Annotated in this window: 18 protein-coding genes and 1 riboswitch; of the genes, 12 read left to right on the plus strand and 6 right to left on the minus strand. The window is 67.0% G+C overall.

The features are described 5' to 3' along the window. Window positions 1-2: 2 nt before the first annotated feature. A complete protein-coding gene (locus CA2_RS01650; protein ID WP_042411951.1) occupies window positions 3-470 on the minus strand; it encodes a CidA/LrgA family protein in 468 nt (155 codons plus the stop codon). A 77-nt stretch (window positions 471-547) separates the two neighbouring features. On the opposite strand from CA2_RS01650, the gene CA2_RS01655 reads away from it, so the two are divergent. Then, a complete protein-coding gene (locus CA2_RS01655) occupies window positions 548-1459 on the plus strand; it encodes a LysR family transcriptional regulator (RefSeq protein ID WP_042411953.1) in 912 nt (303 codons plus the stop codon). Window positions 1460-1509: 50 nt separating this feature from the next. Here the strand turns inward: CA2_RS01655 and argE are convergent, their stop codons facing one another. Continuing rightward, window positions 1510-2670 (minus strand): acetylornithine deacetylase, encoded by a 1161-nt coding sequence (gene argE, locus CA2_RS01660; RefSeq protein WP_042411955.1) that lies wholly within the window; start codon window positions 2668-2670, stop codon window positions 1510-1512. A gap of 531 nt (window positions 2671-3201) precedes the next feature. Between argE and CA2_RS01665 the strand changes: the two genes are divergently transcribed. Further along, entirely contained in the window at window positions 3202-5232 is a 2031-nt protein-coding gene (locus CA2_RS01665; RefSeq protein ID WP_052369790.1) for an acetate--CoA ligase family protein, read from the plus strand. A gap of 104 nt (window positions 5233-5336) precedes the next feature. Here CA2_RS01665 and CA2_RS01670 read toward each other — a convergent pair whose 3' ends face one another. Then, the gene (locus CA2_RS01670) at window positions 5337-6398 is read right to left on the minus strand and encodes an NAD(P)-dependent alcohol dehydrogenase (RefSeq protein ID WP_042411957.1); all 1062 of its coding nucleotides are present in this window, start codon (window positions 6396-6398) and stop codon (window positions 5337-5339) included. A gap of 124 nt (window positions 6399-6522) precedes the next feature. Between CA2_RS01670 and CA2_RS01675 the strand changes: the two genes are divergently transcribed. The 5 genes from CA2_RS01675 to CA2_RS17870 all read left to right on the plus strand — a co-directional run bounded on the left by CA2_RS01675 (window position 6523) and on the right by CA2_RS17870 (window position 9204). Then, a complete protein-coding gene (locus tag CA2_RS01675) occupies window positions 6523-7014 on the plus strand; it encodes a copper resistance protein NlpE N-terminal domain-containing protein (RefSeq protein WP_052369791.1) in 492 nt (163 codons plus the stop codon). A gap of 219 nt (window positions 7015-7233) precedes the next feature. Beyond that, window positions 7234-7614 (plus strand): hypothetical protein, encoded by a 381-nt coding sequence (locus CA2_RS01680; RefSeq protein WP_156105933.1) that lies wholly within the window; start codon window positions 7234-7236, stop codon window positions 7612-7614. Between the two features lie 198 nt (window positions 7615-7812). Next, on the plus strand, window positions 7813-8463 hold the full coding sequence (locus CA2_RS01685; RefSeq protein WP_042411959.1) for a HEPN domain-containing protein: 651 nt from the start codon (window positions 7813-7815) through the stop codon (window positions 8461-8463). Further along, window positions 8464-8748, plus strand: a complete 285-nt coding sequence (locus CA2_RS17865) for a hypothetical protein (protein WP_156105934.1) — start codon at window positions 8464-8466, stop codon at window positions 8746-8748. 21 nt (window positions 8749-8769) lie between these two features. Beyond that, window positions 8770-9204 carry a hypothetical protein gene (locus CA2_RS17870; RefSeq protein WP_156105935.1) on the plus strand — a complete coding sequence of 145 codons (435 nt, stop codon included), beginning with the start codon at window positions 8770-8772 and terminating at the stop codon, window positions 9202-9204. Between the two features lie 49 nt (window positions 9205-9253). On the opposite strand, the gene metH is transcribed toward CA2_RS17870, so the two are convergent. Then, entirely contained in the window at window positions 9254-11992 is a 2739-nt protein-coding gene (gene metH / locus CA2_RS01690; protein WP_081888824.1) for a methionine synthase, read from the minus strand. Window positions 11993-12030: 38 nt separating this feature from the next. Then, window positions 12031-12140, minus strand: a riboswitch (S-adenosyl-L-homocysteine riboswitch). Window positions 12141-12287: 147 nt separating this feature from the next. Continuing rightward, complete coding sequence (locus CA2_RS01695) at window positions 12288-12776, minus strand: PACE efflux transporter (protein ID WP_154164011.1); 489 nt, start codon at window positions 12774-12776, stop codon at window positions 12288-12290. Window positions 12777-12846: 70 nt separating this feature from the next. Here CA2_RS01695 and CA2_RS01700 point away from each other — a divergent pair, with 70 nt between their 5' ends. From CA2_RS01700 to CA2_RS01710, 3 genes are all read left to right on the plus strand, one after another. Next, on the plus strand, window positions 12847-13767 hold the full coding sequence (locus tag CA2_RS01700; RefSeq protein ID WP_042411962.1) for a LysR family transcriptional regulator: 921 nt from the start codon (window positions 12847-12849) through the stop codon (window positions 13765-13767). Window positions 13768-13896: 129 nt separating this feature from the next. Beyond that, window positions 13897-14868: a Bug family tripartite tricarboxylate transporter substrate binding protein gene (locus CA2_RS01705; protein ID WP_042411963.1), complete on the plus strand. Its 972-nt coding sequence runs from the start codon at window positions 13897-13899 to the stop codon at window positions 14866-14868. A 64-nt stretch (window positions 14869-14932) separates the two neighbouring features. Continuing rightward, window positions 14933-16261 (plus strand): hypothetical protein, encoded by a 1329-nt coding sequence (locus CA2_RS01710; protein WP_052369792.1) that lies wholly within the window; start codon window positions 14933-14935, stop codon window positions 16259-16261. Window position 16262: 1 nt separating this feature from the next. On the opposite strand, the gene CA2_RS01715 is transcribed toward CA2_RS01710, so the two are convergent. Further along, window positions 16263-17165 (minus strand): LysR family transcriptional regulator, encoded by a 903-nt coding sequence (locus CA2_RS01715; protein ID WP_042411966.1) that lies wholly within the window; start codon window positions 17163-17165, stop codon window positions 16263-16265. A gap of 151 nt (window positions 17166-17316) precedes the next feature. Between CA2_RS01715 and CA2_RS01720 the strand changes: the two genes are divergently transcribed. Continuing rightward, a complete protein-coding gene (locus tag CA2_RS01720) occupies window positions 17317-18210 on the plus strand; it encodes an HTD2 family dehydratase (protein ID WP_042411969.1) in 894 nt (297 codons plus the stop codon). Between the two features lie 69 nt (window positions 18211-18279). After that, complete coding sequence (locus CA2_RS01725) at window positions 18280-19446, plus strand: acyl-CoA dehydrogenase family protein (protein ID WP_042411970.1); 1167 nt, start codon at window positions 18280-18282, stop codon at window positions 19444-19446. Window positions 19447-19485: the final 39 nt, after the last annotated feature.

Here is a 19485-nt window from a genome sequence, read left to right on the forward strand (position 1 = left end):
GCTCAGCCCCTCCCTGGCGCGCTGGTCTCGCGCGAGGACCGGCGCCGCGCCAGCCACAGCTCGAAACGGTAGACCCGGTCCACGGCCAGGGCGGTCGCGGCCATCACGCAGGCGGTGCTGGTGACGATGACCGCCAGGATGCGCAGGCCCTGGTGGCGGATCAGGTCGGGGTATTCGGTGACCACCAGCATGGCGGGCACAAAGAACAGCAGCATCTCGGCCAGCAGCCAGTTGGTGCCGCTTTGCAGCCAGCGGGCCTGGACCAGGCCGGTGAACAGGCCCACGGCCAGCAGGCCGAAGCCGATCAGGCCGGCCGGCATGCCCCAGCCAAAGTGCTGGCGCAGCACGTCCATGCTCACCCAGATGGCGCTGAGCAGGCCCACCTGCAGCACCCCCTTGGCCAGCGGCCAGGCACGCTGCGCGGCACGGGCGGTGAAGGGTTGGGCGGACAGGAACGAAAACTTTGACATGGCGCAAAGTCTAGGGTTTACCCATATATTCGTAAAATGAATAATTCCCATCAAAGCGATGCCATAAAGGAATCCCTATGGACCTGCGTGCCCTGCGCTATTTCATCGAGGTCGTGCGCCAGAACGGCTTCACCCGCGCGGCCGAGACGCTGCATGTGACCCAGCCGACCATCAGCAAGATGGTCAAGGCGCTGGAGGACGAACTGGGCGGCCCGCTGCTGCTGCGCGAGGGCCGGGGAGTGCAGCTGACCGACGCCGGCCAGGTGGTCCATGACCGCGGTCTGGAAATGCTGGAGCAGGCCCGGCTGCTGCGCCAGCAGGTGGCCGAGGTGGACGACATCACGCGCGGCGAACTGTCGGTGGGCATCATGCCCACCGCCGGCCACTACATGGCGCCGGTGATCGCCCGGTTCCAGCAGCGTTTTCCGGGCGTGAACCTGCAGGTCAACGAACAGGGCGCGCGCGCCCACTACCAGATGATCCAGGAAGGCCAGCTGGACCTGGCGCTGGGCCTGTTCGATGCGCCCGACCCGGCGGTGGAACGCTACACCGTGGCGCGCCAGACCACGCGCGTGGTGCTGCCCGCGCACCGCGTGACCGACCCCAACCTGCCGATGCGCTGGCAGGACCTGCGCGAGCTGCCGCTGGTGCTCTACACCTCGGACTTCGCGTTGCACGAGCATGTGTTGCAGCAGTGCGCGGCGGCGGGCTTCACGCCCCGGGTCACGCTGCAGACCCGCTACTGGGACTTCATCGGCCACCTGGTGGCCGCCGACGTGGGCGTGGCCGTGATGTTCGAGCACGTCATCGCCCAGTACGACCCGCAGCGCGTGGCCAGCCGCCCGCTGGTCGGCCCGGCGATCACCTGGGACGTGGCCCTGATGTGGCGGCCGGGTTATCTGTCACGCGCCGCCCGGGCCTGGCTGGACTGCGTGCGCGAGGTCTATCCGCCCGCGGATGGCCACGCCCCAGTCACAGAAAAAACATAGCTGCCCGCGCAGGCAGGGCAAGCGATACAGCCTGTTTTGACTTCAACTCGTTAGAGCGACTGCGCCAGCTTGCGCAGGAACTGCTCGCAGCGCGCCAGCTGCGCCAGCTCCACGTATTCGTTGGCCTTGTGCGCCTCGGTGATGGCGCCGGGGCCGCAGACCACACTGGGAATGCCGGCCTGCTGGAACAGGCCCGCCTCGGTGGCGTAGGCCACCTTGCGCTTCTCGCGGTCGCCGGTCAGCGCCTGCACCAGGACGTTGATGGCCTCGGTGTCGGCGCTGTCGAAGGACGGTGCGCCGGCCAGCGACTCGAACTCGATGCGCGCCTCGGCAAACTCGCGGCGCATGCGCGGCAGCAGCTCCTGCTGCACATAGGCCTCCACCTGGGCCTGGATGTCGTCGGGCGCCATGCCGGGCAGGTTGCGGAATTCGTAGGCGAACTCGCAGTGCTCGGGGATGGTGTTGACCGCAATCCCGCCGCTGATGCGGTTGGTGGTCATGGTGGTGTAGGGCACGTCGAAGAACGGGTCGTACGGCCCCTGGGCCTTGAAGGCCTCGGCCAGGTCGCGGATGCGGCAGATCAGGCGCGCCGCGTATTCGATGGCGTTGCTGCCGCTGGGCGTCAGCGAGGAATGCGCCGCCTTGCCATGCACCTTGCAGCGCCACACGTTGATGCCCTTGTGCGCCACCACGGGCTGCATGCTGGTGGGCTCGCCCACGATGCAGCCGTCCAAGCGCTGGCCCTGCAGCTTCAGCTGCTCCAGCATCACGGGCGCGCCGATGCAGCCCACCTCCTCGTCGTACGACAGGGCAAAGTGCAGCGGCTTGCGCCGCGGCATGGCCAGGAACTCGGGCACCAGGGCCAGCCCGGCGGCGATGAAACCCTTCATGTCGCAGGTGCCGCGCCCATACAGGCGGCCGTCGCGCTCGGTCAGCGCGAACGGGTCGGTGTCCCACTGCTGGCCATCGACCGGCACCACGTCGGTGTGGCCCGACAGCACGATGCCGCCCTGGGTGCCGCCATCCTGGGCCGGCAGCGTGGCGAACAGGTTGGACTTGGCGCCGTCGGGCGACTTGAACAGCTGCACCGGCACGCCGTGCGCGGCCAGCGCATCGCGCACATGCTCGATCAGGTGCAGGTTGGAGTTGCGGCTGGTGGTGTCGAAGGCCACCAGGGTCTGCAGCCAGTTGCGGGTGTGGGGTGTGGTCATGGAAAGGTCGCTCGGCAATCCGCCCGGGCGCACCGCGCCGGGCCTCACGGCGAGTGTACGGTGCAGCCCGGCTGTGCCGGCGGCCCGGGCGGCCATCGCCCCTGCACCCGGCGTGGCAAACCCCGCCCCTTGGCGGACTGTTGCCCAGATGGCCCGCCATCCTGTTAAGCTGGCGCCCGTTGTTTTCTGCCGATGGAGCGATGGCAGACAATGGTTGCCCGGCGGCATCGCTCCGCTCTTTTGAACAGGCCCCACACCGCAAGCCAGCAGTCCGCGCACGTGGGCTGGGCTTGGAAAGTCCCGTATGACTGACATTCACATGCCGTTGCGCGTGGATGGGCCTGCCCTGGTGCAGCGCCGCTGACCCCCTGGCCCCGCCACTGCCTGCATCCATGCCTGCGTCCAACGCACCCCTTTTCCCCGTGTGCTGGCACACCACCGCCGGTGGTACCCTGCACCGCGCCTGCTGGTCCTGGCAGCGCGGTCCACGGCCAGCAGACACCCCCCGTTTCAGACCCTGAAGGCTTGCTTATGCGCGTCCTCAACCCCTCTGTCCCGCACATCGAGAAAGTGCACAACTGCCAGCAGGCCTACGTCCTGCGCACCCGCCACTGGACGGGCAACAACCTGTGGAGCCCGCACCCGGTGCTGGAGGCCCAGCTGCTCGACATGGAGACGCCCCTGTGGCCCCAGCTTGAAGAACTGCTGCACGCCCTGCTGCAGGCCGTGGCCCTGCCGGACCGCGTGTGCGAAAGCCACCCCCAGTCCAACGGGCGCGGCACCATCGTGCTGGAAGCCAGCGAGGCCGCCCTGGGCCGCTGCGTGCTGCAGCAAGCCCTGGAACTGCTGGCCCTGTCCGCCACGCAGCGTGCGGTCGAATGGGCTGCCGCCCTGGCCCGCATCCGCTTCGTGATCGATGAGGAATGCCTGGGCCCCAGCACCGCCTGCATCGCCAACGCCGCCGTGCAGCGCTACCTGCCCGCCTACCGCCTGTTCCCCAAGGGCAACCTGGTGCAGCTGGGCATGGGGGCGGCGCAGCAGCGCATCTGGACGGCCGAGAGCGACCAGACCGGGGCCATCGCCCAGGACATCGCCTCGGACAAGGCCCTGACCAAGCGCCTGCTGGCGAATGCCGGCATTCCCACGCCCCAGGGCGACCTGGCCGCATCGCCGGCCCAGGCCTGGCAGATCGCCCAGCGCCTGGGCGTGCCGGTGGTGGTCAAGCCGCTGGATGGCAACCGCGCACGCGGCGTCAGCCTGGACCTGGTGGACCAGGCCTCGATCGAAGCCGCCTGGCAGCTGGCCAAGCGCGAAGGCACCCAGGTGCTGGTGGAGCGCTGCATCCGCGGCCATGAGCACCGCGTGCTGGTGGTCGGCCACCAGGTGGTGGCGGCCACGCGCGGCGAGACCCTGGGCGTGGTCGGCGACGGCCAGTCCACCGTGGCCGAGCTGGTGGAAGCCCAGATCAACCAGCACCCACGCTGCCTGGTGGACATGACGCTGGAGCGCATCGAGCTGTCGCAGAACGCCAAGATCCTGGTCGAACTGCAGCGCCAGCAGCTGCAGCCGGAATCCGTGCCCGCCGCCGGCCAGGAAGTGCTGCTGCTGCGCACCGGCAACCTGACCGTGGACTGCACCGACGAAGTCCACCCCGACGTGGCCCACCACGCCATCATGGCGGCGCGCACCATCGGCCTGGACATTGCCGGCATCGACATGGTGCTGCAGGACATCCGCCAGCCCATGCTGGAGCAAGGCGGCGCCATCGTCGAAGTCAACGCCGGCCCCAGCCTGCTTATGCACCTGTACCCCGTGCACGGCCAGCCGCGCGCCGTGGGCGAGGCCATCTGCACCCACCTGTTCCCGCACCCGGCCGACGGCCGCATTCCCGTGACCGGCATCCTGGCCGAAGCCGACACCGGCCTGCGCATCGCGCAGACCCTGGCCGTCTGGCAGCAGGCCCAGGGCCACACCACGGGCGTGGCCAGCGGCAATGCCATGTACCTGCAGGCCCAGCGCATGCTGCCGCCCGCCAGCCCAGCCCCCTCGGCCGGCCAGCGCGTGCTGATGCACTGCGCCGTCACGGCCGCGGTGATTGCCCAGGACCTGGACACCGTCGTGCAGGACGGCTGGGCCTACGCACAGTGCGACCTGGCCATCATCCAGCCCGAATCCGGCACCGACGCCGCCGTGCAGCGCCGCGTCCTGGCGGCCCAGCTGCGCAGCGTGCGCCCCGGCGGCACGGCCGTGCTGACCCCGGGCGACGCCGCGCTGGAAGACCTGGCGCTGACTTGCCCCGGCCGTGTGGTCTGGGTGCACCCGGATGAACAGCACCCTGTGCTGCAGTCGCACCGCCGCCAGCAGGGCAGCGTGGCCTTCCTCCGCGACGGCCAGGTGGTCTGCGCCGACGGCGCCACCGAAACCCGGCTGCCCCTGCCACCCCAGCAGGCCCACTGGGATCTGTACGCCTGGCTGGGCGTGGCCGCCGCCGGCTGGGCGCAGCAATGGCCGCTGCCGGTGCTGGACGTGATCGCCCAGCAAAGCGGCGTGGATAAGCGCTGAGCACCTGCACAGAGCTTTTCAGCTTTCATAGCTGACTGCGCAGACGGGACGTGCCTGGGAGGTGATTTTCACCCCTCAGGCGCGCGCGGACTGCAAAAGCCTTTTCAACCCTGGCCCGCGAAGCGCGCCATGTCGATCACGAACCGGTACTTCACGTCACTGCGCAGCATGCGCTCGTAAGCGGCGTTGATGTCCTCCAGCGCGATCACCTCGGTATCGGCGGTGATGCCGTGCTGGCCACAGAAATCCAGCATCTCCTGCGTCTCCGCGATCCCGCCGATCAGCGAGCCCGCTAGCGCCTTGCGCCCGACCACCAGGGCGCTGGTGTTCAGCGGCGGCTCCTGGCTGCCCAGAAAACCCACCAGCACCAGCGTGCCGCCCGTGGCCAGGGTGGGCGTGTAGGGATTGAGGTCGTGGGCATACGGCACGGTGTCGAGGATCAGCTCGAACTGGCCGCGCACCGCCTTCATCTGCGCCTTGTCGGTGCTGATGACCACGCGGTCCGCGCCCAGGCGCCGGGCGTCGGCCTCCTTGCCGGGGGAACGGCTGAACAGCGTCACCTCGGCCCCCAGAGCCTTGGCCAGCTTCAGGGCCATGTGCCCCAGCCCGCCCAGGCCGACCACGGCCACCTGGCTGACCGGCCCCACCTTCCAGTGCCGCAGGGGCGACCAGGTGGTGATGCCGGCACACAGCAGCGGCGCCGCACCGGCCAGGTCCAGCCCACCGGGCACCTTCAGCACGAATTCCTGGCGCACCACGATCTGTTCCGCATAGCCGCCCTGAGTGGGGCTGCCATCCACGCGGTCGACGCTGTTGTAGGTGTAGGTGGCGCCGCGCTCGCAGTACTGCTCCCAGCCCTTGGCGCAGGCGCGGCAGGCCTGGCAGCTGTCCACCATGCAGCCCACGCCGACCACGTCACCGGGCTGGACACGCTGCACCGCACTGCCCACGGCGCGCACGCGGCCGATGATCTCGTGCCCAGGCACCGTGGGATAGACCGTGCCCCCCCAGTCGTTGCGCGCCGTGTGCAGGTCCGAGTGGCACACGCCGCTGTAGAGGATGTCGATCACCACGTCCTCGGGACGCGGGTCGCGCCGCACAAAATGGAACAGCCCGAGCGGGCTGGTGGGCGACTGTGCGGCATAGCCGCGGGTGGCTTGGCTCATGGAATGCTCCTGTGCAGGGGTAAGAAATGGCCTACATGCTTTCACTGGCCGGGGCGATAGGCAGCACGGCCATTGTCCCTAGCATGGCCACAAGCACCATTAAAAAACGCTATCGTTCCTGCCCATGACGCACCACCCCACCGCCCGCCGGGCCCTTCTGCTGTCGCTGGCCACGGCGGCCCTGCTGGCCGGCTGCCAGAGCCCGCCCCCCACCGAAAACGTGCCGCCGCCGCGCATCGACCTGCTGGGCCGCGGCCCGCTGGGGGACGTGCCGCAGACCATGCTGGACTGGGCCGGCACCTACCAGGCCATCCTGCCCTGCAACGGCTGCCCCGGCATTGCCATGAGCGTGCAGCTGCGCGCCGACCAGACCGCCGTGGTGCGCGAACGCCGCCTGGGCGGCGATGCCGAGCCCACACCGGCCCAGACCTACCAGGGCCCCTTCCGCTTCGACCCGCCCGCCGGCAGCATGGTCACGCTGGGCCAGGAGGCCGAGCCCCCGGCCTACCGCTTCTTTGTGGCCGAAGGCTGGATCGAACTGCGCGACCGCCACACCGGCGCCGCGCTGACCAGCACCCCGGCCTACCGCCTGCGCAAGACCAGCCTGTCGCCGTAAGGCACGCGCCTCGTCCCCAGCGACCGCCCTGGCGGCACCGCATCGGCCCATGGTGTCGCCCCCGCCAGACACGCAGGGGACACGCAGGCCGGCGCGCCGACGCCACACATTCGCTTGCATGCAGTAACAATTGTTAAACTTTGGTACTTCGAGGCCTGCCCCGCGCAGCTGCCATCGGGCTGAAAACGGTTTCAGTCGTGCTGCCAAGAGAAATTGTTCATGCGTTTGCCACATTCGGCGGCACTGGCCGCTGCGTTCGTTCTGTCCGGGTGCTTTGACGAGCGCGCCCTGCCTGAGACCCTGATGTTTCCACCCGGGATCGATATCGAATACCTGGGCAAGCCCGCCAAGCTCTACGGCACCTCGCAGTGCGCCCAGGGCCAGCTGACCGGCAACTCCTGCCTGATCTTCCCCCCGCACGAACCGCGCGCCACCGGCGTCATCCTGTCGGGCCAGCAAGTGCGCGAAGTGGCCCTGACCGCCATCCGCGACCCGCAGGACCCCGTGCGCTTCATCGTCCAGGACGCCCAGGGCCGCCGCCTGCTCAGCACCACCGGCCGGCACGACGAACACGCCAACATCCAGCTGGCACCGTACTGAGCCGGCCTGCGGGTGGGCGCCTGCAAGTTGCAAGCCTTTTTGGACTGCAGCGCTTGTACAGCAAGCGCCAGCAGCTCTCTTTTTCAGCCCACCGCAGCGCCCACAACTTGCACCACCGCGACACCGTCCATGCGGTAAGTCGTTGCTCGCCTAGCGCCGGCCCCGCTAAGCTGCGCCCCAACCATCCAGGAGGGGACGATGCAGGCCATCCACGCCACACTCAAAGACCGCCACCGTGCCACGCGCGACGGCCTGCCCGCAGGGCTGAACCTGCGCGTGCACCGCGCCCTCAGCTGGCTGCAGCGCGCGGCGCAGTGCGACGACCCCGACGCCCGCTTTATCTTCCTGTGGATTGCCTTCAACGCCGCCTATGCGCAAGACATTCCATCCCAGCAACGCCTGTCCGAGCAGGACAGCTTTCGAGCCTTTCTGCACAAGCTGCATGGGCTGGACGCCCACCGGCAGCTCGACGATCTGGTGTGGCACAGCTTCAGCGGCCCGATTCGCATCCTGCTGGACAACCCCTATGTCTTTGAATCGTTCTGGAGCTTCCAGCGCGGTGAGATCGATGCCACCACCTGGCAGGAACGCCTGGCCGCCGGCCAGCGCAAAGCCGCCATCCTGCTGGCCCAGGGCCACACGCCCGAACTGCTGGCGCTGGTCTTCCAGCGCATCTACACCCTGCGCAACCAATTGATGCATGGCGGCGCCACCTGGAACAGCACCACCAATCGCGCCCAGGTGCAGGACTGCGCCAACCTCATGGGCCAAATCGTGCCCGTGGTGGTGGAGATCATGATGGCCCATCCGGAAGCAGTATGGGGTGAGGCTTCTTATCCGGTAATTTAAATGGCAGCAGATACATCGCACCCATCTTTCCTTCAGCCGAGTAATCCAGATATTTGGATCTGGCGTTATATGGACATTGCAAAATATATTTCTTTTATCAAAGATAGAAGTTTATATTTCACAAGATTAGATCAATTTGATGATCCATACGAAGGACGTCCAGACAATATTATATTGGACCATATTCATGAAATGGAATTTTTTGATGAGAATGGTGAAAAATATCCATTACCTAAAAATTTTGTCTCATCCATAATAAAAAATCTAAAGAACCACCCCAAATAATTCTTTGCCAATTGTTGGCACATGAATAATTCAGAGTCAGAAGCAATGTGGAAGCTTTATGGAAGCCAAATTGCCGTTAGAACAACTTATAACAAATTAAAAATTAGCTTGCCTGAGAACGTTGGATTGGGCAAGGTTCAGTATAAAAATTATAGCGAAAGCGCAATAGGATTTAATAATTCATTCAATTACCCAATGCACAAAAGAGATTCATTTTCTCATGAAAATGAATGCAGAGCATTGATTTGGAGTGCAGATGAGAAATATAAAGAATTTTCAGATTTAACTGGAATAAAAATTCAAATTGAATTAGATTTACTTAATCTAAATGTTTTTCTATCACCAACAGCACCAGATTGGTTACTTGATATAGTGGTAGACATTAATGAAAAGTATCAAGTCAATGCACATGTGCTGAAGTCAAAATTATTAGAAAAGCATAAGATTGAAAGTTGACAACTCTAAAAAAGGCCGCTGACGCGGCCTTTTTTAGATCTGGGCAATATCACCCCAAATTCGGCGCCAGGAAACGGCGCAATGCGTCGATGTCCATGCCACGGCGCTCGGCCATGTCGGCCAGCTGGTCTTCACCGATCTGGCCCACGTTGAAATAGCTGGCCTCGGGGTTGCCGATGTAGAAGCCGCTGACGCTGGAGGCGGGGTTCATCGCCAGGCTTTCGGTCAGCGTCATGCCGATCTCTTCGGCCTGCAACACCTGGAACAGGTCGATCTTGGCCGTGTGGTCCGGGCAGGCGGGGTAGCCGGGCGCGGGGCGGATGCCCTGGTACTGCTCCTTGATCAGCTGTTCGTTGCTCAGCTGCTCATCGGCGGCATAGCCCCACAGGTCCTTGCGCACGCGCTCGTGCAGGCACTCGGCAAAGGCTTCGGCCAGGCGGTCGGCCAAGGCCTTGAACATGATGCCGCTGTAGTCGTCCAGCGCGGCTTCGAATTCCTTGTCCTTCTTCTCGGCACCAATGCCGGCCGTGACGGCGAACAGGCCAGCGTAATCGGCAATACCAGAATCCTTGGCGGCCACGAAGTCGCTCAGGCAGCGGCTGGGGCGCAGCACGCCGTCCACGGCCTGCTTTTCGGTCTGCTGGCGCAGGCCATACCAGGTGGTCAGCACCTGGCTGCGCGACTCGTCGGTGTAGAACACGATGTCGTCGCCCACACGGTTGGCAGGGAACAGGCCCATCACGCCGTTGGCCTGCAGCCAGCGGCCTTCGATGATCTTCTTGAGCATGGCCTGGGCATCGGCCAGCACCTTGCGCGCCTGCTCGCCGACGATCTCGTCCTGCAGGATGGCGGGGTAGGGGCCGGCCAGGTCCCAGGTCTGGAAGAACGGGCCCCAGTCGATGTACCTGGCGATCTCGGCCAGGTCGAAGTTCTTGAACACGCGACGGCCCAGCACGCGTGGCACCACGGGGGTGTGGGCCACCACGGCGGCATTCGCGCGGGCCTGGGCCAGGGGCCACAGCGGGGTCTTCTTCTTGTTGGCGTGCTGGCTGCGCACCTTGTCGTAGTCGGCGCCCAGCTCATCCAGATAGGCCTGCTTGCCCTCGCCCAGCAGGCTTTGCGCCACGCTGACCGAGCGCGAGGCATCGGGCACATAGACCACCGGGCCTTCGTAGTTGGGCGCAATCTTCACGGCGGTGTGCACGCGCGAGCAGGTGGCGCCGCCGATCAGCAGCGGGATCTTCTTGATGCGGAAGTAGTCGTCCTTGTGCATCTCGCCGGCGACGTACTGCATCTCTTCCAGGCTGGGGGTGATCAGGCCGGACAGGCCGATGATGTCGGCCCCCTCAGCCTTGGCGCGCGCCAGGATCTCGTGGCAGGGCACCATCACGCCCATGTTGATGACCTCAAAGTTGTTGCACTGCAGGACCACGGTGACGATGTTCTTGCCGATGTCGTGGACGTCGCCCTTGACGGTGGCGATGACGATCTTGCCCTTGCTGGTCACGTCCAGGCCGGCAGCTTCCTGCTGGCGCTTTTCTTCCTCGATGTAGGGCACCAGGTGGGCCACGGCCTGCTTCATCACGCGCGCGGACTTGACCACCTGGGGCAGGAACATCTTGCCGGCGCCGAACAGGTCGCCCACGATGTTCATGCCGTCCATCAGCGGGCCTTCGATCACGTGCAGCGGACGGCCACCCTTGGCCAGCACCTGCTGGTAGGCCTCTTCCGTGTCCTCGGTGATGAAGTCGGTGATGCCGTGCACCAGCGCGTGCGCCAGGCGCTCGCCCACGGTCTTGGGGGCCTCGGGCGTACCGCGCCATTCCAGCTTCTTGCTGTCGTCCTTGGCGGCGCCCTTGGCGCTGTCGGCAATCTCCAGCAGGCGCTCGGCGGCATCGGGGCGGCGGTTCAGCACCACGTCCTCGACGCGCTCGCGCAGCGTGGGCTCCAGGTCGTCGTAGACGCCGATCATGCCGGCGTTGACGATGCCCATGTCCATGCCGGCGGCAATCGCGTGGTACAGGAACACGGTGTGGATGGCCTCGCGCACGGGGTCGTTGCCGCGGAAGGAGAACGAGACGTTGGACACGCCGCCGGACACCTTGGCACCGGGCAGGTGCTGCTTGATCCAGCGCACGGCCTCGATGAAATCGACGCCGTAGTTGTTGTGCTCTTCGATGCCGGTGGCCACGGCAAAGATGTTGGGGTCGAAGATGATGTCCTCGGGCGCAAAGCCGACTTCATCGACCAGGATGCGGTAGGCGCGTTCGCAGATCTCGATCTTGCGCGCAAAGGTGTCGGCCTGGCCCTTCTCGTCAAACGCCATCACCACAGCGGCCGCGCCGTAGCGCTTGACCAGCTTGGCGTGCTTCTTGAACTCGTCGACGCCTTCCTTCATGGAGATGGAGTTGACAATGCCCTTGCCCTGCAGGCAGCGCAGGCCAGCCTCGATCACCTCCCACTTGGAGCTGTCCACCATCACCGGCACCTTGGCGATGTCGGGCTCGGAGGCGATCAGGTTCAAAAAGCGCACCATGGCGGCCTTGCTGTCCAGCATGGCCTCGTCCATGTTCACGTCGATGATCTGCGCGCCGTTTTCCACCTGCTGGCGCGCCACGGCCAGGGCTTCCTCGTACTGCTCGTTGAGGATCAGGCGCGCAAACGCCTTGGAGCCGGTGACGTTGGTGCGCTCGCCCACGTTGACGAACAGCGTGTCCTCGCCGATGAACACGGGCTCCAGGCCCGACAGGCGCATGGGAGGAATAGAAACGGGGGCAGCAACGGTCATCGCACTCACCTGTGTGAAAAAACTCAGTCAATCGTGGGAACAGGTGAACGCCGTTGCAGTGGCGGCTGCTGCACAACAGCCGCAGGCCCCAAGCCTGACAGCGCAGCCAATCACTGGCTCGCGCGCTGCTGCAGCGCTCCTTGGGGCGAAGCCCATGATTTTAGAGGGCTGCGGCGGATTGCGGCAGCCTGCATGCGCTATGCCCGGTGACGGCGGGGGCGCTGGCGGGCGATGGAAGGTGTTTTGGGCCACCAGCGCTGATGCAGTCAGCGCCAGCAGCTATCAAAAACGGAGATCACGCCTGGGGCGCCAGCACCTGGGCCGAGGCCGGCAGGCCGAAGACACGGTCGAAACACCAGTTGAAGACGTAGGTGTAGATCAGGAAGAACACCAGCAAGCCAGCCTCCAGCACCGTGGCTTCCCACAGCGAGATGCCGAACCACCAGGCCATCAGCGGGATCAGGATCAGCGCCAGGCCGCCCTCGAATCCCACGGCATGCACCACGCGGCGCAGCACCGAGCGGCCCCGGGTGGCCTGGCGGGCCTCCCAGCGCTCGAACAGCCAGTTGAAGCTGAGGTTCCACAGGATGGCCAGGGTCGAGGCCACCACGGCCATCGCGCCAGAGCTGCCCGCGCCCTGGCCGATGGCCATGAACAGCAGGCTGGAGGCCACGATGGCGATGAGCTCGTACAGACCGACAAACACGATGCGGCGCTTGGCGCCTTGCAGGCCCACGGCCTGGGAAGCAACGGACACGGTAGAAGACACGGAAGAAACAGACATGCGGCGCAGTGTATGTTCATAAAATTGACAGCAAAAGTTAGGTTATTTCAGTTTTATTGATAGGTCAGCCATGCCCTTCCCCCCCGAACAAGTGCCGCTGTTCCTGGCCGTGCTCGACACCGGCTCGTTCTCGGCCGCCGCGCGCCAGCTGGGGCGCGTGCCCTCCGCCGTCAGCATGGCCGTGGGCCAGCTGGAGGCCGAACTGGGCCTGCAGCTGTTCGACCGCCGGGGCCGCGAGCCCACGCCCACGGCCGCCGCGCGCGCCCTGGAACCCCAGGCCCGGCTGCTGGCCCAGCAGCTGCAGCAGTTGAACCAGCAGGCCCTGGCCCTGCACCAGGGGCTGGAAGAGCGGCTGACGCTGGCGATTGCCCCGGAGCTGCTGACCACCCCCTGGGCCGACGCGCTGCGCCCGGTGACCGAGCGCTACCCGGCCCTGGCGCTGGAAGTGCTGGTCGCCCCGCAGGCCGATGCGCTGGAGCTGCTGCACGCCGGCCGGGCCCAGCTGGCCCTGGTGTTCGAGCGCAGCAGCCTGGACGGCCGCGAGGACTTCCAGGAGATGGGCCACGAGGTGTTGGTGGCCGTGATGGCCCCGCACTTCGCCCCGTGGCAGGCACAGCAGGCCCTGCACGGCGCCGGCGCGCGCCTGAGCGTGGACCACCTGCTGGGTCAGCGCCAGGTGCTGGTCGCCAGCCGCGACCTGCAGCAGACCGACCCGCGCTTCGTCTTCTCGCGCCAGCTGTGCCGCACCGACAGCCACCAGGCGGCGCTGCAGCTCATCAGCGCTGGCCTGGGCTGGGGTTGGCTGCCCAAGGGCCTGGTGGAATCGCACATCGCGGCACAGACGCTGCTGGAGATCCCCATGCAGAACCTGAGCAACGGCACGCGCCTGTTCGTCGACTGGGTGTGGTCCCAACAGCGGCCGCTGGGCCTGGCGGCGCAGCACTTCGTGCAGGGGCTGCGCCAGCACGCCCCCTGGGGGCGCACGCCCTGACCGCGCGGCGCGGCACTGTCCTTGCTTGAGAGGGGCACCGGCTGGCGGCCCCGGGTCCACCCTCTTGAGGGGGTGACCGCGGTGCGCCAGCATGCCTGTCTGCCCCACCCCGCACCAAGGAGTCCCCGCATGATCGATCGCCGCCAGTTCCTCTCCGTCAGTGCCGCCGCCCTGGGTCTGCCCAGCAGCGTGCTGGCACAAGCCGCCTGGCCCACCCGCCCGGTGCGCGTGGTGATTCCCTACGCCGCCGGCGGCGTCACCGACAGCGTGGGCCGCAAGCTGGCCGAACACCTGGGCCAGCAGCTGGGCCAGGCCCTGGTGGTGGAGAACAAGGGCGGCGCCGGCGGCACCCTGGGCATGGCCGACGTGGCCCGCGCCCCGGCCGACGGCTACACCCTGGCCCTGAGCGCCATCAGCCCGCTGACCCTGTCGCCCCACCTGGGCAAGCTGCCCTACGACCCGTTCAAGGACATCGTGGCCGTGGCCCCGATGATGTATTCGCCGGTCTACGTGCTGGGCACCAGCGCCCTGTCGGCCACCAGCTGGCAGGCGTTGCTGGCGCGCGCCAAGGCCCAGCCCGGCAGCATCCGCATGGCCACCTCGGGCATGGGCTCGGTCGGGCACATCATGCTGGAGCAGATCCAGGCCCAGACCGGCGCCCGCTTCACCCACATCCCCTACAAGGGCGTGGGCCAGACCGTGAACGATGCGGCCGGCGGCCACTTCGAGGTCATGCTGGGCAACCCCTTTGGCACGATCAACGGCCTGATCGAACAAGGCCGCCTGCGCGTGCTGGCCACCACCGGCCCGCAGCGTGCGCCCAACCAGCCCCAGGTGCCGACGCTGGCCGAACTTGGCGTGCCCGCGGCCAACCTGACCTCGCTGTTTGGCTTCATGGCGCCCGCCGGCACGCCCCCCGAGATCGTGGCCCGGCTGAACCAGGAGGTGCAGCGCGCCCTGGCCGCCGCAGACGTGCAGCACACGCTGCGCAGCACCGACAACGTGGCCCTGCACCACAGCCCGCAGGAATTTGCCGCCCTGCTGCAGCAGGAAAGCCGCAACAACGCCGCCATCATCCGGCAGGCCAACATCCAGCTCTGAGCCACCGACGTATGCGGCCCCCGGCCGTGCACGGGCACGCCGGGTTTTGCACTACAGTCGGCGCGTGACCCAAGCCCTTCCCCCCTCCAGCAGCACCCCGCCCCTGGCGGCCCCCCCCGTCACGCCCCCCGGCGCCAGCACGGGCGGTGCGGGCTTTGGTGCGGCAGCGGCCGCCCAGGGCTTGCCGCCACCGGCCAACACCGGCACGCCGGCGACCCCGGCACCCCCAGCGCCGCCGACGACCCCAGCCACCACAGCCACCACAGCCACCACAGCCACCACAGCCACCAGCAGTGTCACGGCCCCGGCCAGTGCGGCCCAGGTGGCACCGGTGGTGGCCGCCGTGCAGGCGGCCCTGGCACAGACCGTCAACCTGTCGCCCCAGGCACAGCTGGCCGTCAAGCTCGACGCCTTCCACCAGCTGGTGGCCAATCTGGTCACCCAGATTCCAGCCGGCAGCGCCACCCTGCCCGGCAACTGGCCGGCCGCCGGGGTCAGCCCGCAGCTGCAGGCCTTCGTGACCGCCCTGCTGCAGAACGCCACCGCCAGCCAGCCGCTGCCGCAGCAGCTGGTCAGCCTGCAGGCCTGGCCCACGGCCCTGGCCAATGCCGTGCTGCAACTGGCCGGGCAGGCCGCGGCGGCAGAGGGCGCACCGCCCGCCCTGGCCGCCCCCCCACAGGCCGCCCAGGCGGCTGCGACGGCCACGGCCGACATCCGCCTGCCCAGCCTGCAGAACTGGCTGGTGCAACAAGGGGTGGTGCAGGGCACGGATGGCGAACGTGCTTTCACGCTGTCGCTGCGCGTGCCGGTGGCCTGGGCCCAGGCCCAGGCGGCCCTGGGGGCGGCCTTGCCGCGTCCAGCCGAAGGCCCTGGCGCGACCCCCACCGGTGCTGCGCTGCCCATCGCCTGGGCGGGGCCATCCACCCCGGCAGGCATGCCCAGCCTGGCGGGCCTGCTGCAGCTACCGTTTGCCGGCAGCGTGCAGCAGTTGAGCAGCGGCAGCATGGGCCTGGTGATGCAGCCGCAGGTGCTGCCCGGCACACCGGCCGCGGCCGCCGCCCAGGCCATGCGCACCAGCGCCATCCTGCAGCTGGAGTTTCAGCCTCTGGCCCAGGCCGTGCAGAGCGCGCAGGCCGCGTCGGTCTATCTGCCCGCCCACCTGGTGCCGCAGGAGGTGCAGGCCATGCTGCAGCACAAGGCCACCGACCCCTGGCTGCTGATGGCCCAGGCGCAGGCCGAAGGCCAGGGCCGCAAGCAGCAGAAAAACGCCAACGAGCAATCGCTGTTCTGCAACCGCGCCGGCTGCCAGTACCAGGGCCGCGCCCTGTGCGCCCAGCCCTTTTGCGCCGAAATGAACTACCTGTGGTCCGTGGACCGCGCCCAGCGCCGCTGACTCAGGCGGGCGGGACCGCGTGGTGGCGCTGCACGGCGGCCATCAGTTCCTGCACATGGCTGGCCGGCGCCACGCCTTCGCGCACCAGCATGTAACGCGGGCGCACCGCCCAGGCGTCGCTCAGTGCGATGCGGCACAGCTGGCCATCGGCGGTGCTGCGCAGGGCCGCGCTTTCCGGCACCACCGCCACGCCCACCCCGGCCGCGACCATGCGGCACATGGCATCGAAGTTCGAGACCTGGATGCGCAGCTTGAGCGTCTGCCCCAACTGCTGGGCGACCTGGCTCAGGAAGGTCTGCAGCGTGCTGCTGCGGTGCATGCCCACGAAGCGCTCATGCAGCACCTCGGCAAAGGCCACCGCAGCCACGCCCTGCCAGCGCGCATCGTTGGGCGCCACCAGCACCAGGCAGTCGGTGCTGAAGTGCAGGCTGCGCAGGCCGTGCGTGTCGACCTCGCCGGCGATGATGCCCAGGTCCGCGCGGCCTTCACGGATGTCGCTGGCGATCGCGGCATTCGGGCGCTCCTGCAGGTCCACGCTGATGTGCGGGTGCGCCATCAGGTAGGCGGCCAGGATGTCGGGCATGAACTCCGTCACCGCCGTGGTGTTGGCAAAGACCCGCACATGGCCGCGCAGGCCGGCGCCATATTCCTGCAACTCGGACTGCAGCTGCTGGGCCTGCTGCAGCATGGCCCGGGCGTGGAACAGGAAAGCCTCGCCCGGCGGCGTCAGGCGCACGCCGCGAGCCTCTCGAATCAGCAAAGGCATGCCGGCCTCTTCCTCCATCGCCTTGATGCGTGCACTGGTGGCCGCCAGTGACAGGTGGGATTGCTCCGACGCCTTGGTGAGGCTGCCGCTTTTGGCCACCTGCAGGAACAGCTGGAAGTCTTTCAATTCAAGGCGCATGGTGATTCCGGGTTAATACCAGGGTGCGCCTGGCTTTTGAAAAACCGAAGGCTTGCTCCCAAAAGCTGTGATTGTAGAAAGCCTGGCGGCGCCAGAAGATGGCGGCAACACCCCCTGCTCCAGGCCGCGTGCCTGATGGAGAGAACGCCGCATGAACCACGCTGTGACACCCCAAATCGACCCCGCCCTGCTGGCCCATCTGCAATCCTGGCAAGGCAAGTCCGAGACCACGCCCGACACCGTCACCGCCGCGCCGCTGCGTGCGCTGTCGGCCACGCTGGACCGCGACGACCCCGCGCCCCACGCCGGCACGGCCGTGCCGCCCCTGTGGCACTGGCTGTACTTTCTGCCGCACGCCCGCCAGAGCGAGATCGGCCCCGACGGCCACCCGCAACGCGGCGGCTTCCTGCCGCCCGTGCCCCTGCCACGCCGCATGTGGGCCGGCGGGCGCCTGCGCTGGGACACGGCCAACCCGCTGCAGGTCGGGCAGGCGGTGGAGCGCGTGTCCACCATCCGCTCGGTGACGCACAAGGCCGGGCGCTCGGGCGAGCTGCTGTTTGTGCTGGTGGAGCACCAGTTCCGCAACGCCCAGGGTGTCTCCCTGACGGAGGAGCACGACATCGTCTACCGCGCCGCCGCGCAGCCCGGGGATGCGGCCCCCGTGCCCGTGCGCCCGCTGCTGGACGGCCAGCAAAGCTGGTCGCGCGTGATCACGCCGGACGATGTGCTGCTGTTCCGCTACTCGGCGCTGACCTTCAACGGCCACCGCATCCACTACGACCGCAAGTACGTGACCGAGGTGGAAGGCTACCCCGGGCTGATCGTGCACGGCCCGCTGATCGCCACGCTGCTGATCGACCTGCTGCGCCGCAGCCTGCCCCAGGCCCAGGTGCAGAGCTTCAGCTTCAAGGCCGTGCGCCCCACCTTCGACCTGCACGCCTTCAGCGTGCATGGCAAGCCCTCGGCCGACGGCAAGACCATCGAGCTGTGGGCCCAGGACCACGAAGGCTGGCTGACCATGCAGGCCACCGCCACCCTGGCCTGACACATCCAAAACAGGAGCTGCCAGCGCTTGCCGGACAAGCGCTGCAGGCCCAAAACGCTTGAAACCGCCATGATCGAAAAAACCCTCTCCCACAACCACCACGAGATCCGCGACGCCATCCGCGACCTGTGCCAGGCCTTCCCCGACGAGTACTTCCGCAAGGTGGACGAGGCGCGCGCCTATCCCGAGCAGTTCGTCCACGCACTGACCGAAGCCGGCTGGCTGGCCGCGCTGATCCCGCAGGAGTACGGCGGCTCGGGCCTGGGCCTGACCGAGGCCAGCGTGATCATGGAAGAGATCAACCGCTGTGGCGGCAACTCCGGCGCCTGCCACGGCCAGATGTACAACATGGGCACGCTGCTGCGCCACGGCTCCGAGGCGCAAAAGCAGAAGTACCTGCCCAAGATTGCCTCGGGTGCATGGCGCCTGCAGTCCATGGGCGTGACCGAGCCCACCACCGGCACCGACACCACCAAGATCAAGACCAGCGCCGTCAAGAAAGGCGACCGCTACGTCATCAACGGCCAGAAGGTCTGGATCAGCCGCATCCAGCACAGCGACTTCATGATCCTGCTGGCGCGCACCACGCCGCTGGCCGAGGTGAAGAAGAAGAGCGAAGGCATGTCCATCTTCATGGTCGACCTGCGCGAAGCGGAAAAGAAGGGCATGACCGTGCGCCCCATTCCCAACATGGTCAACCACGAGACCAACGAGCTGTTCTTCGAGGACCTGGAGATCCCCGCAGAGAACCTCATCGGCCAGGAGGGCCAGGGTTTCAAGTACATCCTCGACGGACTGAACGCCGAGCGCACGCTGATCGCCGCCGAGTGCATCGGCGACGGCTACTGGTTCATGGACCGCGTGACCCAGTACGTCAAGGACCGCAACGTGTTTGGCCGCCCCATCGGCCAGAACCAGGGTGTGCAGTTCCCGATTGCCGAGAGCTTCATCGAACTGGAAGCCGCCAACCTGATGCGCTGGAAGGCCTGCGAGCTGTTCGACGCGCACGAAGCCATGGGGGCCCAGGCCAACATGGCCAAGTACCTGGCGGCCAAGGCCAGCTGGGAAGCGGCCAACGTCTGCCTGCAGTTCCACGGCGGCTTCGGCTTTGCCTGCGAGTACGACGTGGAGCGCAAGTTCCGCGAGACGCGCCTGTACCAGGTGGCGCCGATCTCCACCAACCTGATCTATTCCTACGTGGCCGAGCACCTGTTGGGCCTGCCCCGTTCTTTCTGACATGGACAACCCCCTGAGCGGCTGCGCCGCATTGCAGGC

This window comes from Comamonas aquatica NBRC 14918 (assembly GCF_000739875.1).
Taxonomy (GTDB): Bacteria; Pseudomonadota; Gammaproteobacteria; order Burkholderiales; family Burkholderiaceae_C; genus Comamonas; species Comamonas aquatica.

What these genes read in the sequence shown, in the direction of transcription:
- CA2_RS01695 (WP_154164011.1), bottom strand. Translation starts at nt 12,776, where the DNA reads ATGTCTGTTTCTTCCGTGTCTTCTACCGTGTCCGTTGCTTCCCAGGCC.
- CA2_RS01650 (WP_042411951.1), bottom strand. Translation starts at nt 470, where the DNA reads ATGTCAAAGTTTTCGTTCCTGTCCGCCCAACCCTTCACCGCCCGTGCC.
- CA2_RS01655 (WP_042411953.1), top strand. Translation starts at nt 548, where the DNA reads ATGGACCTGCGTGCCCTGCGCTATTTCATCGAGGTCGTGCGCCAGAAC.
- CA2_RS17870 (WP_156105935.1), top strand. Translation starts at nt 8,770, where the DNA reads ATGAATAATTCAGAGTCAGAAGCAATGTGGAAGCTTTATGGAAGCCAA.
- CA2_RS01725 (WP_042411970.1), top strand. Translation starts at nt 18,280, where the DNA reads ATGATCGAAAAAACCCTCTCCCACAACCACCACGAGATCCGCGACGCC.
- CA2_RS01700 (WP_042411962.1), top strand. Translation starts at nt 12,847, where the DNA reads ATGCCCTTCCCCCCCGAACAAGTGCCGCTGTTCCTGGCCGTGCTCGAC.
- CA2_RS01720 (WP_042411969.1), top strand. Translation starts at nt 17,317, where the DNA reads ATGAACCACGCTGTGACACCCCAAATCGACCCCGCCCTGCTGGCCCAT.
- CA2_RS01685 (WP_042411959.1), top strand. Translation starts at nt 7,813, where the DNA reads ATGCAGGCCATCCACGCCACACTCAAAGACCGCCACCGTGCCACGCGC.
- metH (WP_081888824.1), bottom strand. Translation starts at nt 11,992, where the DNA reads ATGACCGTTGCTGCCCCCGTTTCTATTCCTCCCATGCGCCTGTCGGGC.
- CA2_RS17865 (WP_156105934.1), top strand. Translation starts at nt 8,464, where the DNA reads ATGGCAGCAGATACATCGCACCCATCTTTCCTTCAGCCGAGTAATCCA.
- CA2_RS01670 (WP_042411957.1), bottom strand. Translation starts at nt 6,398, where the DNA reads ATGAGCCAAGCCACCCGCGGCTATGCCGCACAGTCGCCCACCAGCCCG.
- CA2_RS01680 (WP_156105933.1), top strand. Translation starts at nt 7,234, where the DNA reads ATGCGTTTGCCACATTCGGCGGCACTGGCCGCTGCGTTCGTTCTGTCC.
- CA2_RS01675 (WP_052369791.1), top strand. Translation starts at nt 6,523, where the DNA reads ATGACGCACCACCCCACCGCCCGCCGGGCCCTTCTGCTGTCGCTGGCC.
- CA2_RS01715 (WP_042411966.1), bottom strand. Translation starts at nt 17,165, where the DNA reads ATGCGCCTTGAATTGAAAGACTTCCAGCTGTTCCTGCAGGTGGCCAAA.
- CA2_RS01665 (WP_052369790.1), top strand. Translation starts at nt 3,202, where the DNA reads ATGCGCGTCCTCAACCCCTCTGTCCCGCACATCGAGAAAGTGCACAAC.
- argE (WP_042411955.1), bottom strand. Translation starts at nt 2,670, where the DNA reads ATGACCACACCCCACACCCGCAACTGGCTGCAGACCCTGGTGGCCTTC.
- CA2_RS01705 (WP_042411963.1), top strand. Translation starts at nt 13,897, where the DNA reads ATGATCGATCGCCGCCAGTTCCTCTCCGTCAGTGCCGCCGCCCTGGGT.